At 69.7% G+C, this 14,726-nt stretch carries 15 protein-coding genes; 7 read left to right on the top strand and 8 right to left on the bottom strand.

The window, feature by feature from the left end:
- Positions 1 to 6: 6 nt before the first annotated feature.
- Positions 7 to 762: an ABC transporter permease gene (locus EV382_RS29560; protein ID WP_130407264.1), complete on the top strand. Its 756-nt coding sequence runs from the start codon at positions 7 to 9 to the stop codon at positions 760 to 762.
- Positions 763 to 845: 83 nt separating this feature from the next.
- On the opposite strand, the gene EV382_RS29565 is transcribed toward EV382_RS29560, so the two are convergent.
- The 5 genes from EV382_RS29565 to EV382_RS29595 form a co-directional block, all read right to left on the bottom strand.
- Positions 846 to 1,499 (bottom strand): O-methyltransferase, encoded by a 654-nt coding sequence (locus EV382_RS29565; protein ID WP_130407266.1) that lies wholly within the window; start codon positions 1,497 to 1,499, stop codon positions 846 to 848.
- Entirely contained in the window at positions 1,496 to 2,164 is a 669-nt protein-coding gene (locus EV382_RS29570; protein ID WP_130407268.1) for a Maf family protein, read from the bottom strand. Before EV382_RS29570 ends, EV382_RS29565 begins: the two co-directional genes overlap by 4 nt.
- 309 nt (positions 2,165 to 2,473) lie before the next feature.
- The gene (mycP, locus tag EV382_RS29580) at positions 2,474 to 3,622 is read right to left on the bottom strand and encodes a type VII secretion-associated serine protease mycosin (protein WP_425272011.1); all 1,149 of its coding nucleotides are present in this window, start codon (positions 3,620 to 3,622) and stop codon (positions 2,474 to 2,476) included.
- A gap of 1,375 nt (positions 3,623 to 4,997) precedes the next feature.
- The gene (locus EV382_RS29590) at positions 4,998 to 5,456 is read right to left on the bottom strand and encodes a hypothetical protein (RefSeq protein ID WP_130407272.1); all 459 of its coding nucleotides are present in this window, start codon (positions 5,454 to 5,456) and stop codon (positions 4,998 to 5,000) included.
- 88 nt (positions 5,457 to 5,544) lie between these two features.
- Entirely contained in the window at positions 5,545 to 5,739 is a 195-nt protein-coding gene (locus EV382_RS29595) for an acyl-CoA carboxylase epsilon subunit (protein ID WP_130407274.1), read from the bottom strand.
- 90 nt (positions 5,740 to 5,829) lie between these two features.
- Between EV382_RS29595 and EV382_RS29600 the strand changes: the two genes are divergently transcribed.
- Both EV382_RS29600 and EV382_RS29605 read left to right on the top strand, forming a co-directional pair.
- Positions 5,830 to 7,845 carry a serine/threonine-protein kinase gene (locus EV382_RS29600; RefSeq protein ID WP_130407276.1) on the top strand — a complete coding sequence of 672 codons (2,016 nt, stop codon included), beginning with the start codon at positions 5,830 to 5,832 and terminating at the stop codon, positions 7,843 to 7,845.
- A 65-nt stretch (positions 7,846 to 7,910) separates the two neighbouring features.
- Entirely contained in the window at positions 7,911 to 8,138 is a 228-nt protein-coding gene (locus EV382_RS29605) for a hypothetical protein (protein ID WP_130407278.1), read from the top strand.
- 82 nt (positions 8,139 to 8,220) lie between these two features.
- On the opposite strand, the gene EV382_RS29610 is transcribed toward EV382_RS29605, so the two are convergent.
- Both EV382_RS29610 and EV382_RS29615 read right to left on the bottom strand, forming a co-directional pair.
- Positions 8,221 to 8,973 (bottom strand): GH25 family lysozyme, encoded by a 753-nt coding sequence (locus tag EV382_RS29610; protein ID WP_130409312.1) that lies wholly within the window; start codon positions 8,971 to 8,973, stop codon positions 8,221 to 8,223.
- Between the two features lie 125 nt (positions 8,974 to 9,098).
- Positions 9,099 to 9,650 (bottom strand): Uma2 family endonuclease, encoded by a 552-nt coding sequence (locus EV382_RS29615; protein ID WP_130407280.1) that lies wholly within the window; start codon positions 9,648 to 9,650, stop codon positions 9,099 to 9,101.
- A gap of 101 nt (positions 9,651 to 9,751) precedes the next feature.
- Here EV382_RS29615 and EV382_RS29620 point away from each other — a divergent pair, with 101 nt between their 5' ends.
- The 4 genes from EV382_RS29620 to EV382_RS29635 all read left to right on the top strand — a co-directional run bounded on the left by EV382_RS29620 (position 9,752) and on the right by EV382_RS29635 (position 13,077).
- Positions 9,752 to 10,486 (top strand): M50 family metallopeptidase, encoded by a 735-nt coding sequence (locus tag EV382_RS29620; RefSeq protein WP_130407282.1) that lies wholly within the window; start codon positions 9,752 to 9,754, stop codon positions 10,484 to 10,486.
- Between the two features lie 173 nt (positions 10,487 to 10,659).
- A complete protein-coding gene (locus EV382_RS29625; protein WP_130407288.1) occupies positions 10,660 to 11,643 on the top strand; it encodes a ketopantoate reductase family protein in 984 nt (327 codons plus the stop codon).
- 62 nt (positions 11,644 to 11,705) lie between these two features.
- Positions 11,706 to 12,206: a SigE family RNA polymerase sigma factor gene (locus tag EV382_RS29630; protein WP_130407290.1), complete on the top strand. Its 501-nt coding sequence runs from the start codon at positions 11,706 to 11,708 to the stop codon at positions 12,204 to 12,206.
- Positions 12,199 to 13,077: a hypothetical protein gene (locus tag EV382_RS29635; protein WP_130407292.1), complete on the top strand. Its 879-nt coding sequence runs from the start codon at positions 12,199 to 12,201 to the stop codon at positions 13,075 to 13,077. The genes EV382_RS29630 and EV382_RS29635 overlap by 8 nt, the downstream gene beginning before the upstream one ends.
- A gap of 20 nt (positions 13,078 to 13,097) precedes the next feature.
- Here the strand turns inward: EV382_RS29635 and EV382_RS29640 are convergent, their stop codons facing one another.
- Positions 13,098 to 14,681: an acyl-CoA carboxylase subunit beta gene (locus EV382_RS29640; protein ID WP_130407294.1), complete on the bottom strand. Its 1,584-nt coding sequence runs from the start codon at positions 14,679 to 14,681 to the stop codon at positions 13,098 to 13,100.
- Positions 14,682 to 14,726: the final 45 nt, after the last annotated feature.

The raw sequence follows: 14,726 nt of genomic DNA on the forward strand, positions 1-14,726 counted from the left end.
ACTCTCATGAAATTCGCCCGTGACACGTGGCTGATCTTCCAGCGCCAGACGCAACTCCTGCTCCGCAACCCGGTCTGGGTCTTCGTCGGCGTCTTCCAGCCGGTCATGTACCTGCTGCTCTTCGCGCCGCTGCTCAAGCCCGCCCTGAACGCGCCCACCCAGGCCGCCGCTTACAAGATCTTCGTACCGGGTCTGCTGGTGCTGCTGGCCATCTTCGGTGGCCTGTTCCAGGGCTTCGGCCTGATCGCCGAACTGCGAGCCGGCGTCATCGAACGCTCCCGGGTCACCCCGATCAGCCGACTCGCCCTGCTGCTCGGCCGCTCACTGCGCGACGTGGTCTCGCTCATCGTGCAGGCGGTCATCATCACGCTGCTGGCGCTCCTGTTCGATTTGCGGGTGTTCATCGGGGACCTGCTGCTGGCGTACCTGATGCTCGCCCTGATCGCCCTCATGACCTCGGCGGTCTCCTACGGCGTCGCGCTCAAGGTCAAGAGCGAGGACGCGCTGGCCCCCCTGATGAACACCGTGGCGCAGCCGGTGCTGCTGCTCTCCGGCATCCTGCTGCCGCTGACCTTCGCACCGGGCTGGTTGCAGGGCATCGCCAACTGGAACCCGTTCTCCTGGGCGGTCGACGGCACCCGGTCACTGTTCGCCGGTGACCTGGGCAGCGACAAGGTCTGGCAGGGCCTCACCATCACCGCGGTCCTCGCTGCGCTGGGCGTCTACTGGGCCGCCCGTCAGTTCGCGCGTAGCGTCCGCTGACGCTGGCCTGAGCAGCTTCCGGGGTGTCCCCTTGGTGGGGGACACCCCGGTCTGCGTGCTCGACGGCTGTTCCTCGAGGTTCCTCAGCGAACCCGGGCGAGGGTCAGGCCGTCCGCGATCGGCAGCATCACCGGGTCCACCCGTACGTCGGCGAGGACCTCGTCGTTGAACGCGGCGATGGCCCGGTCACCTTCGTCCTGCGGGGCGATCACCCGCCCGCCACGCAGCACGTTGTCGACGGCGATCACCCCACCCGGGCGCATCCGCGGCACCAGCTCCGCCCAGTAGATCGGGTAGCCGGTCTTGTCCGCGTCGATGAACGCGAAGTCCAGGTACCGCTCGTGCGGCAACCCCCGCAGCCCGTCCGCGGCCGGGCCGATACGCAGGTCGATCAGATCCTGCACGCCGGCCCGCGCCCAGTAGCGCCGGGCCACACCGGTGAACTCCTCGGAAATGTCGAAACAGGTCAGTCGCCCGCCCTCCGGCAACCCGCGGGCGATCGCCAACGACGACAGCCCGGTGAACGTGCCGACCTCGACGGCCTGCCGTACGTCGAGCAGCCGGGTGAGGAACGTCAGGAACGCGGCCTGCTCCGGGGCCACCTGCATGCTGGCGTGCTCCGGCAGCACCGACCGGGTCTCCTCGGCCAGGTCCCGGATGATCTCGTCCGGCGGGGAGCCGTGCGCGACCAGATAGGCGTGCAGCTCGTTGGTGAGCGGGATCGACTTGGTGGTCATGACCGGACGTTACCCAGCGGCTCCACGGATTGGCCGCCCGGCGCGACCTTCGTCCACAGGTCGGTGATCCGCAGATCCAGCTCGGCGAGGAGCCGACGCAGCAGCGGCATCGACAGCCCCACCACCGTCCCCGGGTCACCCTCGATCCGCTCCACGAACGGCCCACCCAGCCCGTCGATCGTGAACGCGCCCGCCACCGCCAGCGGCTCACCCGTGGCCACGTACGCGGCGATCTCGTCGTCACTGATGTCAGCGAAGTGGACCGTGGTCGACGCCACCGCCTCCGCGCGCCGCCCCGCGACAAGATCGACCAGGCAGTGCCCGCTGTGCAGCACCCCGCTGCGCCCCCGCATCCGCTGCCACCGCCTGGTCGCGTCGGCCGCATCCGCCGGCTTACCGAGAATCTCCCCGTCGAAGGCGAGCACCGAATCGCAGCCGATCACCAACGTCCGCTGATCTGGCGCCGGGCTCAACCGGGTCAACACCGCCTGCGCCTTCAGACGAGCCAACTCCAGACACAACTCCTCGGCCCGCTCGGTCACCACCAAGGACTCGTCCACCCCACTGACCAGCACTTCCGGCTCAACGCCGGCAGCCTGGAGCAACTTACGACGGGCAGGGCTCGCCGAGGCGAGCACGAGGCGGAGCGGCAAAGTCTCAGACACCCGCCCGACGTTACCGCCCAGCCCGATGGTGAAGACCCACGACCGCCGGCTGGGGTCCTGGCGGTCCCGGTGGTCCTGGCGGTCCCGGTGCGCGTGGTGGGGGGTGCGCCCTTGATCCACTCGCCTTTCAGGAAAACGCGGTATCCCGCCGCCCCGGACACCCCGTTTTCCTAAAACGCGAGTGGATCACCGCCCAACCGCCCCTCGCCCGGCGCGACATCGGCTCGCTCTCCGCGATGTCGGGGCATCCCGCCGTCCCGGACACCCCGACATCATGAAACCCGAGTCGATCAACGCTCCGTCGATCGGTCAGCGACTGATTCGTGGCGGCGGATCATCACCACGCCGGCGTCGCCGCACAATCACCGCCCACCCGACCCCGACAGCCACGATCACCGCCAGGGTGGCCACGCCGCGCGCAGTCGCACCATCACCTTGGTCACCCTGAGCATCAGCCGTCGTGGTCGGGCCAGCACCGGCCGGAGCGCTCACCGGTTCAAACCCCAGCGGCGGTACGTCCGCCGTCAGCGCCGCCACAAGATCGATCACGCCATAGCCGTACTGGTCGTCGCGCCCCGGCGGACCCTTGTCGACCGCGGTAGCCGTCAGTCGATGCGCCACCTCGCGCGCCGGCAGGTACGGGTACTTGGACCTGATCAGCGCAGCCGCGCCCGCCACAATCGCCGTCGCGTCAGAGGTTCCGGTGCCTTTGCGGTATTTGCCGTTGATGCTCGTGCTGTAGATGTCGACCGCGGGCGCAACCACGTCAATCTCCGGCCCAGTTACCGAGAAGCTGGCGTGAACCCCGTTTCGATCTATGCCGCCTACAGATACCACGCCCGGATAGGCTGCCGGGAAGCTGACATATTTGTCTCTAGGCTTATTGCCTACTCCTGCAACCACGATGACATTTGCTTGCGCTGCCGTCTCAATGGCTCGCTTTAGGCGATTATTCGGCCCTGCAACAGAGGAAATGCTGATAACTGAAGCGCCGTTGGCAACGGCGAACTCGATCCCGGTTGCGAGGTCGTCGCTGTTGCCGTCTTGATCTGTTCGACTGGTTCGAATTGGTAAGATTTTTGCCTCAGGGGCGATGCCCAGAGCGCCGAGGTTGTCGGGCTGCCCATGGGCTGCAATTATCCCAGCCATTCCGGTTCCGTGGCTACTTTCGTCATGCCTGCCGTCGCCGTCTTGGGGGAAGGTAAGGTCGGTGCCACTTGTGAGGTTCTCGCGAAGGTCAGGGTGCGGTGCGACGCCAGTGTCCGGGACGGCAACAATTACACCGTCGCCTTTGCTTAATTTCTGGGCCTCGGCGGTGTGTAGGTATTCCAAGTGCCACTGATCTTTGCGTATGCGCTCGACATCCGCCGGCCCGGGATTTACATGCGCCTGCGCCGGAGATGTAAGCAATGCAAAGGTGAGGCTGAGGATGGTTAGCAGCGTTCCCAATGCCCGCAGGATCAACGGTCTATGCCAATGGCTGGGCCCGGGTCGATGGGGCCCTCCTCCTGAGGTGGGCGAACAATCGGGGCGACGCCCTCATCTGTTATCCAGGGATTGTCGGGGTCCCACGGTCGCTTCTCCGCATCCGCATCCATTCGGATGCCGGGCCGTGGGGGTGCTGCGCCACTCGGGCTTTGGCCGATTCCAGGGGCGAAGCCAAAGGGAGGAGTCCCCTGAAGCGCATTCAACCCTCGGCCGCTTCCAGGGCGAGAACCCGCACCGCCAGTGGGCCCTGTTCCGGCGCCACCGCCACCTATTAGACCGCCTACTGGATTGATGCGCCGCAGGGGTGCGCCGCCGCCGGCGGGGGGTGAGCCGAGTCCCATGCCAGGCATCCCGCCGATTAGGCCACCCGGAGGCATCGGACGGGGTTGCGCCGCAGGATTGCCCGCAGAGCCAGCGGTGTTGGCTGGCGGAGTAGCCGAGCGGGGCAAGCGCGATACCCCGGAAGCGTCACGAGGTGAGGAGATGACAGGCGGTACGGATGGTGCCCCGACTCCAAGTGTTGGACCGGACACTACTGGCGGCGTAGTTCCAGTTGGCGGGATTGAGGGTGGTGAGCCAGGGGCGATGGTGTTGCCTGTCCCACCAAGAACTGGCCCGACGCCGAGGCTTGTCGATGGCAAACCTTGACTCGCGGAAGCACTTGGTCGAGTCGTGGGGGATGTTGGAAGCGGTACCGCGATTACGGGAGGAATTACGGGGGCGGGAGTTCCGCCGTAAACATTTGGATCGCTTTGATCGATTCCGGGATTTATCTTGGGTGCTGCGGGTGGTTTTTGGAGGGTTGCTTGGGCTTGTTGGAGTTCGCCGCTCAGGTTGAACATCATCGACCGGGCCTGAACGTTCAGCCGTTCCAGTTCCCCATCACTAACCGGCGGCTGCGCGGACCGGTTGCCCATAACCGCTTTCGGGTCGGCGGCGATCGACTCGTACGCCTGCTTCTGCTGGAACTTGGTCGCGTACTCCTCATGGATTTTGCGGAGTGCGGCGCGGGTGGTGGCGATGGCCTGGGTTGCGGCGGAGAGTGCGGTGTAGTTCGCGGCGGCGGCGTCGTGGGTGCGCTGGACCTTGTCGATGAGTTCGTCGAGTTCGGCGAGGTACGTGCGGGAGGCGGCGCTGGTTTCGGGGGGCCAGGCTTCGGCGAGGCCGCGTCGGTACTGCTGGAGCCGGCCGAGGTGGGTTTGTGCCAGGTCGCAGACCTTGCGCCAGCCGGCGACCTGTTTCCAGTGGTTGGCGGTGTCGTGGTCTTGCAGGCAGGCCCACATGCTGTGGACGTCCATGAGGTGCCAGTCGGTGAGGCCGGAGGTGCGGCCGCTGCCCCGTTCGATCACGGCAGCACCACCGGTCCTTCGGCGTCGGGGCTGGTCGGGTCGGTCAGCATCGAGGTGGGGCCGCCGGGCAGCATGTTCAGAGGGTTGGCGAGGGCTCGTTGCACGTCGACCACTCGGGCGGCGGTGAAGGCGTCGCTGTCGGCGTAGTGGGTGGCGACCTGGTCGGCGGCGGCGGCGAGGTGGCCGGTGGCGCCTCGGACGGCGTACACCATGTCGGCGGTGGCCTGCTGCGTCTCATGGTGGGCGTGCAGGAACGTGACCAACTCGATAAAGGCGTCGCACGGGTTGGGCAGCTTCGCGGACATGTCTTCGGCGATGTACGACAGGTGTGGCGCGTAGTTGCTGTCGACCTCGGCGGCGAGCCGGTCGGCGAACTCTCTGAGCTGGCTGATGTCGGCTTCGATGCCGCCGTAACCGCGTAGCCAGGGTGCTGGCCGGTCCTCTTCGGGGATCATGGATCCTCCCTACCCGTAACGGCACCGTTTCCCTGAGTGAGATTAACGGCTCTACGCCACCCTGGCAGCCCCCGTACGGCGGGTCGGGTCAGCGGGGCAGGCCGGCGGCGCGCCACCCACGGGCGGGGGCCGGGCGACCACTGCGCGCCCAGGCGGACGTGGTGGTCGGCGCGGGGGCGGCGGCCGGGCGGGTTCGGGTGATGATCGCCCCCACCAGAGCGGCCAGTTCCTCGGCGGTGGGCACGCCGCGAACGACCCGGAACAGCGGCTCTTCGGCAGACATGCCGCCAGGGTACGCGGCGCGAAGTTACCCGGAGCGCACAGTGGCGTGCCGGCGGTGTGAGCGTCGGCGGGTCCGGGTACCGTCTCACCGATGTCGAACGCGCTTCCCCAACTTGTCGCTGACCGATACCGGCTCCTGTCGCCGCTCGGCCAGGGCGGCATGGGCCGGGTGTGGAAGGCGCGCGACGAGGTGCTGCACCGCGACGTCGCCATCAAGGAGTTGGTGCCACCGCCCGGCCTCACCGATGAGGAGCGCCGCGAGATGCGCGAGCGCTCGCTGCGGGAGGCGCGAGCCATCGCCCGACTCAACCACGCCAACGTGGTGCGCATCTTCGACGTGCTGCGCACCGACGGCGATCCGTGGATCGTCATGGAGTACGTGGCGTCGAAGTCGTTGCAGGACACTCTCGCCGAGGACGGCCCGGTGTCGGTGGCCCGCACGGTGGAGATCGGCCTGGGCGTGCTGGGTGCGCTCAGCGCCGCGCACAAGGCGGGCGTCATGCACCGCGACGTGAAGCCCGGCAACGTGTTGCTCGGCGACGACGGCCGGGTGGTGCTGACCGATTTCGGTCTGGCCACGATCCCCGGCGACCCCAACGTGACCCGCACCGGCATGGTGCTCGGCTCACCCGCGTACATCTCGCCGGAGCGGGCCCGGGACGGCACTGCCGGTCCGGAGGCCGACCTGTGGTCGTTGGGCGCGACGCTCTACGCGGCGGTCGAGGGCAAGTCGCCGTACGCGCGGCCGTCGGCGATCGGCACCCTGGCCGCGTTGGCCACCGAGCCGATTCCGCCGCCGAAGAACGCCGGTCCGCTGAAGGCCGTCCTGAACGGGCTGCTGCGCAAGGACCCGAACGAGCGGATCACCGCCGAGGTGGCGGAGCGGTTGCTGCGCCGCGCCGGGGGCAAGCGGTCGCGGGGGATCTCCCTGCTTGATGGCGTACGCCGGCCGGGGCCGAACGGTCCGCGCGAGCCGCGCCTGCCGGTGGTGCCGGCCCCGCGACCTGCCGGGAGCGTCGACCGGCCGGTGTCGCCGCCGCCGGCCGCCGCCGCGACTCCCGCTGCCACCACCCCCGCTGCCGCCGCTGACGCCACGCCGACGGCCGTTGTCTCCTCCGGTGCGGCCGCCGACCCGACCGCCGTGGTTTCCGGCGACGCGAGCGCGGCGGTGCCGGCCGAGCCGACCGCCGCCATCGACCGCGCGACGCCGACCGACGCCGGCCCGTCCGGGGCTGAGCCCACCGCGAAGGTCACGGCCGCGCCCGATACGAGCGGCGACGGTACGACTCACGTCGACGACGAGCCGACTGTTGTGGACGGTCCGCCGGTGGCCCCGGAGCAGCGCAAGCCAACCACGCCGACGTCGCTGATGCCTCCGGTGAGTCCGGCCGGCCGTGCGGCGGTGCCGCCCTCGGACGGCACGAAGCCGAACAACACCCGACGTAACCTCCTGATCGGGGCATTGGTTGCCGTGCTGCTGATCGGCCTCGCGGTGGTCGTGCCGTTGCTGACCAGCGGCGACGGCGACAAGGCCCCGCAGGCCGACCCGACCGGTGCTGCCGCCACCTCGGCACCCGCGCCGACCTCCGCTGCGGCGCCGCCGCCCACCTCCGGGGCGCCGACCCCGTCGGCCTCGGCCACGCCTTCGGTCGACCCGAACGCGCTGCCGGCGGGTTGGAAGCTGCACCGGGACCCGACCGGTTTCGCCCTGCCGATCCCCGACGGGTGGGTGCGTAGCCAGGTCAACGGCAACACGGTCGTCTTCAACCAGTCCAACGGGCCGGGAAAGCTGCTCGTGCAGTGGACCCCCACCCCGAAGAAGGACGCGGTAGCGGACTGGCGGGAGCAGGAGCCAAACCGCAAAAGGCTCGTCAGGGACTACAAGTACCTCAGCATCGTGGAATGCGACTTCTGGAAGACCTGCGGTGACTGGGAGTGGCTGGAGACCCGCGACGGGCAGCGGATCCACGTCCGTAACCGGGGGTTCGTGACGGCCAGCAACCGGGGCTACGCCCTGCGGTGGGAGATCGCGGAGAAGGACTGGCAGGCCAAGCTGCCGGACTTCGACCGGATCGCCAAGGGTTTCGTGCCCGACCGTAAGGACTGAAACTCGTTCGCATGACCTTCCGTCGTCGGGGGTAATTGACCTTCGACGACGGAAGGAGGCACGACATGGGTTACCGACTGAGGGACCCTCGGCCCCGGCTGGCACTGTGGATGCTCGTGGCGCTCGGCGACGCGATCCTGCTGCTGGTCAGCGCGGGGGTCTCGGTGATCGTCGCACTGCTCGGCGTCGTGATCGTTGCCGGCTGTGGCGTGGCCGCCTGGCGGATGACCCGCCGGGGCGCGCTGGCTCGCGAGGATGCTGTGGTGCCGGCCCTGAGCCGGCGGCGGGCCTGACCCGTACCCGGTGGTGTGGCGGCAGCCGGACCGATTGTCGACCGTGCGGTGACCATCGATCCCGCTGCCGCCAACGGCCCGGTCAGGTGTTGTTGGCGAGGGCGATCAGGCGGCTCCGGTCGCCGTTCCAGTAGTTGCGGTCCACGTTGCCGCTGATCCCGGAGACCGCGCCGGTGCTGGTGTACTGCCAGAAGCTCCACACCGAAGCGCCGGCCGGCAGGGCGCCGGGCGCGCTCGCCCAGCGGGCCAGCCAGAGCGGGTGGTTCGCCCACGGCCCGGTCCAGCTGCCGGTGCACTGGTTCCACCAGCTGGTGGTGGTGTAGATGACCGCGTACCGGCCGGTGCGGGAGCGGTAGGTGTTCAGGAAGTCCTGGATCCAGTTGCGCATCCCGGTCGTGCTGAGCCCGTAGCAGTAGCCGCCGCTGTACGGGTTGCCCTCGATGTCCAGCGCGGCGGGCAAGGTGCGGCTGTCCGCGGACCAGGCGCCGCCGTTGGAGGCCAGGTAGTTGGCCTGGGTCGAGCCGGCGGAGATGTTCGGGCGGGCGAAGTGGTACGCCCCGCGGATCACCCCGGCGTTGTACGCGTTGACGTAGTTGGCGTTGAAGTTCGGGTCCTTGTAGCTGGTGCCCTCGGTCGCCTTGATGAAGGCGAACTGGACGCCCGCGTTGCGGACGCTGGTCCAGTTGATGCTGCCCTGGTAGTGGGAAACGTCGACACCGGGTGTGGTGGCGGCGGCCGCCGGTCCGGCGGTCGCGACCAGGACCGCCGCCGCGGTGGCGAGGACGGTGAGGCCGGCCGCGAGCGCGCGGCGCAGCGATGATGAGGTACGGGCCATGAGTGCCTCCAAGGACGTCGCTCTATCGACGTCCATCTTTGGAGGTAAGTGCCCTAGATCACAAGGGTGACTGAAAAAAGCTTCATCGACGGGCCGTGGAGGTCCGCTGGTCGGCGCGGGACGGGTCAGCTCAGTGTGGCCGGGTCGAGCTGCCAGCGGAACGGCTCGACGACGGTCAGCGTCTCGCCGGGCTTGGCCACCTGGTCCTCCACGTAGTGCTCACCGTCGAGCCGGAACAGCCGCAACGAGTGTGCGTCCCCGTCCTGCTCGACCAGGAGATACCAGGGGATTCGCGCAATGGCGTAGAGCTGCATCTTGACCAGGCGGTCGGCGGCGGCGTTGCCGGGCGAGACGATCTCGCAGACGAATGACACCCGGTCGGAGTCGAGATAGGTGCCGTCGTCGTCGGCGTCGGTGACGACGAGATCCGGAATGACGACGCGGTCGACGCCGAGCCGGACGTTGATCGCGTCATAGACCAGGAGGCCCAGGGGCTCTGCTGCTGCTTCGATGCTGTTCGCCAGCCGGCGCGACACCCGCTGGTGCCGTCGGCTCGGGGCAGGGCTCACGATCAGGCTCCCGTCGAGCAGCTCGATCCGGTCCGGGGTTTCACCCAGGGCGAAGTAGTCGGCCTCGGTCCAGAGCCCGACGTGGTGTCCCAGGGGTTCCGCACTCATCCGCGCTCACCTCCCGCTTCACTCGCCACCCGATCAGTTTCACAGGATACGAGCCGGCGCCTCGGGAGTGACACGGAACGCCGGCGGTAGGCTCGCGCCCCATGATGTCGATCGACGGGTTGAGCGATCTGTGGGACACCCTGTTCGGCGCGCAGCCGGACCCGCCCCCGCTGCTGGTGCTGATCACCGGGGCCGTCGCACTGGTGGTGGTCTCCACCCGGCTGCCGTGGCGGATCGCCCGTAACGCCATCACCATCGCGCACGAGGGTGGGCACGCCCTGGTCGCTCTGCTCACCGGCCGCAAGCTGCGCGGCATCCGGCTGCACTCGGACACGTCCGGGCTGACGCTCTCCGCCGGCCGCCCCACCGGGCCGGGCATGATCCTCACCCTGCTCGCCGGATACGTCGCCCCGCCGCTGGTCGGGCTGGCCGGGGCCTGGCTGCTCGGCGGCAACCGGATCACCCTGCTGCTCTGGGTGGCCGTGGCGCTGCTGCTGGCCATGCTCGTCATGATCCGCAACGCCTTCGGTGTGGTGTCGCTGCTGGTCACCGGCGCGCTGGTGTTCGCCGTCTCGTGGTACGCGACACCGCAGGTCCAGGCCGCTTTCGCGTACACCGGGGTGTGGTTTCTGCTGCTCGGCGGGGTGCGGCCGGTGGTCGAGCTGCAACGGCTGCGCTCGCGGGGCCGGATGCCCGCCTCCGACGCCGACCAGCTAGCCGGCCTGACCCCGTTCCCGCCGCTGTTCTGGGTAGGCATCTTCACCCTGGTCAACCTGGCAGCCCTGCTGGCCGGCGCCCTCCTGCTAGCCGGCCCGTTCCTCCCCACGAACCCCTAACCCCAACCCCCAACCCCTCTCCCCGGTCGATCATGGAGTTGTGGTGGGCCGCGAAAGCCGCAATCTATCCTTAATCAGGCACCACAACTCCATGATCGACGGCGGGGGCGGCGCGGGGGCGGCGCGGGGCGGCGCGGGGGCGGTGGGGCAGCGCGGGCGGGCAGAATGGGGTTATGCGATACGTGATCATCGGGGCGGGCGCGGTCGGCGGGACCATCGGCGTACGGCTGGCTCAGGCCGACCGGGAGGTCACAGTGGTGGCCCGTGGTGCTCACCTGGACGCGATCCGCGCGCGGGGTCTGACCCTGCGGCAGCCCGACGGTGAGGTCACCGCCCGGCTCACGGCGGTGGACCGGCCGGGCGACCAGCCGCTGCCAGCGGACACCGTCCTGATCCTCACCGTGAAGTCGCAGGACACGGCCGGCGCGCTGGCCGCCTGGGTGGACGCGCCGGTGGTCGGTGGCGGTACGGCGGGCGAACGTCTGCCGCTGGTGACCGCGCAGAACGGGGTGGCCAACGAGCGGGCCGCGCTGCGCCTCTTCGCCGACGTGCATCCGGTCTGCGTCTGGCTGCCGGCCACCCACCTGGACCCGGGCGTGGTGGTCGCCAACGGGTACCCGCACCCTGGGATGCTCCACATCGGGCGGTACCCCGGGGGTGCCGACGACACCGACCGGGCGGTCGCCGCCGACCTGACCGCCGCCGGCTTCGTCGCCCCGGTCCGCACCGACGTGCTGCGCTGGAAGTACGGCAAGCTGCTCAGCAACCTCGGTAACGGCCTTCAGGCCCTGCTCGGGCGGGACATCCCGGACGCGCTGGCCGAGCGGGTACGCGCCGAGGGCGTCGCCGCGCTCGCCGCCGCCGGCATCGCGCACACCTCGCCGGAGGAGGAGAAGGCCGAACGGGGTGACCTGGTGGGGCAGCGCCCGGTCGACGGCGAGGCCCGCTCCGGTGGCTCCACCTGGCAGAGTCTGGCCCGGGGCACCGGTTCGACCGAGGTGGACCACCTCAACGGGGAGATCGCGTTGCTCGGCCGGTTGCACGGCGTACCGACGCCGGCCAACGTCGCCGTCCAGCGGGCGGTACGCCGGGCGGTCCGGGAGCGGATCGGGGCCGGGGCGTTCCCGCTCGCCGAACTGGAGAAGATGATCGCCTGATCGGGGCAACCGATGCCCCCGTCCGGTGCGTGTTCCCTGCGACCGACACGGGGAGGTGGAGGGTGCCGGACGTCGATGGGTTCGACGAGTTCTACCAGGGAAGTCGGCAACGGCTGCTCGGGTTCGTCTACGTGCTCACCGGCGACCGGGGTGAGGCGCAGGACGCGGTGCAGGAGGCGTACATCCGGGCGTGGCAGCGCTGGTCCACGATCAGCGGCTACGACGACCCGGAGGCCTGGGTGCGGGTGGTGGCCAGCCGGATCGCCGTCAGCAGGTGGCGCAGCCTGCGCAGCCGGGCCCGCGCGTACCTGCGGCACGGCGCCACCGAGAGCGTTCCCGGCCCGGGCACCGACACCGTCGAGGTGGTCGCCGCTCTGCGTCGGCTGCCCGAGGAACAGCGCGTCGCCATCGCCCTCTACTACCTGGTCGGTATGCCGGTCGCCGAGGTGGCACGGGAGACCGAAGCCCCGGTGGGCACGGTGAAGGCCCGACTCTCCCGGGGGCGTGCCGCGCTCGCCGGCCTGCTCGCCGTCTCTGACCTGGAGGAGGCCGCTGATGCGTAACGACCTGACCTTCGCCGAACGGGTTCGGCGGGACCTGCACGACGTGCGCTGGCCCGCCCCGGAGGAGATCCGTGCCCGGGCCCGCCGCCGCAGCCAGCGCAGGATCGTGGCGGCCACCGCCGTACTGGCCCTCGCCGGGGGCACCGCCGTTGCGCTCGTCGCAACCGGCGGATCTCCGCCGTCCACACCGGCCGCCTCGGCCGCGCCCGACGCCACGCCGACCCAGCACGAGATCGCCACCGACGCCCTGCTCCAGCCGGCCGACCTGACGCGCCCGATCGAGGTGCAGCTCAGCCAGGCGGGCATGGGGGAGCCGGTCCGGGTCGACCCGATGCTCGATCAGTGCCGGGCGAACCTGGGGCTGCCGGAGGGGTGGCGGTTCTCCCGCGTGTCCCGCTCACAGACCCTGCTTCGGGCGCGTCCCGCCGGAACCGAGCCCGGCAACGCCGACGTCCTCGTGATGCAGGACGTCTACCGGATGCCAAGACAGGACGAGGCGACGTTGGCGCTCGTGACCCTCCAGGGTCTGGTGGACCCGTGCGACGAGTGGCGCAGTCGCGGGCCGTACGAGCGGAACGGGAAGACCGTTACGGCGGAGGCGGTGCACCGGTGGCAGGTCCGGCCGCTGGACTCTGGGGGGCAGGGCGGCCTCCTGCTGACCCACACGGTTTCCCAGGCCCGGGACGTGAACACCGGCGCGACGCTCAACGACAAGACGCGCCCGACCAACACTGCGGTGGTGCAGGTCGGCGATCTCGTCTCGGTGCTCAGCCTCGGTCGCGACGGCACCGAGTCGGAACTCCAACAGGTCGCCGTCGCGGCCGTGGCGCGCCTGTGCACGAACGCCAACGCCCCACCCCCGAACTGCTGAGGGCGACGCCGGACCGGGCGTTACAGCGGGATGTTGCCGTGCTTCTTGGGCGGCAGGGTCTCCCGCTTGGTGCGGAGGACGCGCAGCGCCCGGACGATCTGGGTGCGCGTCTCGTGCGGCGGGATCACCGAGTCGATGTAGCCGCGCTCGGCCGCCACGTACGGGTTGGCCAAGGTGTCCTCGTACTCGGCGATCTTCTCGGCCCGGACCGCCGCCGGGTCTTCGGCGCCGGCCAGCTCGGAGCGGTAGAGGATGTTCACCGCGCCCTGCGCGCCCATCACCGCGATCTGCGCGGTCGGCCAGGCGAAGTTCAGGTCCGCGCCGAGGTGCTTGGAGCCCATCACGTCGTACGCCCCGCCGTACGCCTTGCGGGTGATCACGGTGACCTTGGGGACGGTCGCCTCGGCGTACGCGTAGATGAGCTTGGCGCCCCGGCGGATGATGCCGTCCCACTCCTGGCCGGTGCCGGGCAGGAAGCCGGGCACGTCGACGAAGGTCAGCACCGGGATGTTGAACGCGTCGCAGGTTCGCACGAACCGGGCGGCCTTCTCGGAGGCGGCGATGTCCAGGGTGCCGGCGAAGTGCATGGGCTGGTTGGCGACCACACCGACCGGCCGCCCCTCGACCCGGCCGTAGCCGACCACGATGTTCTGCGCGTAGAGCGGCTGGACCTCCAGGAACTCCCCGTCGTCGAGGATGTGCTCGATCACCGTGTGCATGTCGTACGGCTGGTTGGCGGAGTCCGGGATCAGGGTGTCCAGCTCGCGGTCCTCGTCGCTGACCTCAAGCGAAGCGGGGGCCTCGATCACGACCGGCTCGTCGAGGTTGTTCGACGGCAGGTACGACAGCAGCGCCTTGACGTAGTCGATCGCGTCGTCCTCGTCGCTGGCGAGGTAGTGCGCGTTGCCGCTGCGGGAGTTGTGCGTACGCGCGCCGCCCAGCTCCTCCATGCCGACGTCCTCGCCGGTCACCGTCTTGATCACGTCCGGGCCGGTGATGAACATGTGCGAGGTCTGGTCGACCATCACGGTGAAGTCGGTGACCGCCGGGGAGTAGACCGCGCCGCCGGCGCAGGGCCCCATCACCAGCGAGATCTGCGGGATGACGCCGGAGGCCCGCACGTTGCGGAAGAAGATCTCGCCGTAGAGGCCGAGCGAGACGACGCCCTCCTGGATGCGCGCGCCACCGGAGTCGTTGATGCCGACCACCGGGCAGCCGATCTTCATGGCCAGGTCCATCACCTTGACGATCTTCTCGCCGAAGACCTCGCCGAGCGAGCCGCCGAAGACGGTGAAGTCCTGCGCGAAGACGCACACCTGCCGGCCGTCGACCGTGCCGTAGCCGGTGACCACACCGTCGCCGTACGGGCGGTTGCGCTCCAGCCCGAAGGCCGTGGACCGGTGCCGGGCCAGCTCGTCTAGCTCGACGAAGGAGCCCTCGTCCAGGAGCATCTCGATCCGCTCGCGGGCGGTCTTCTTGCCCCGGGCGTGCTGCTTCTCGACGGCGCGCGCCGATCCGGCGTGCACCGCCTCGTCGACCCGGCGCTCCAGGTCCGCCAGCTTGCCCGCGGTGCTGTGGATGTTGGTCCCGGTCTCGGTAGTCACCCACGGAATATAACGATGGTTCAGGTGGGTGCCGCTGTGCAGTAC

It is taken from the genome of Micromonospora violae (assembly GCF_004217135.1).
GTDB lineage: Bacteria > Actinomycetota > Actinomycetes > Mycobacteriales > Micromonosporaceae > Micromonospora > Micromonospora violae.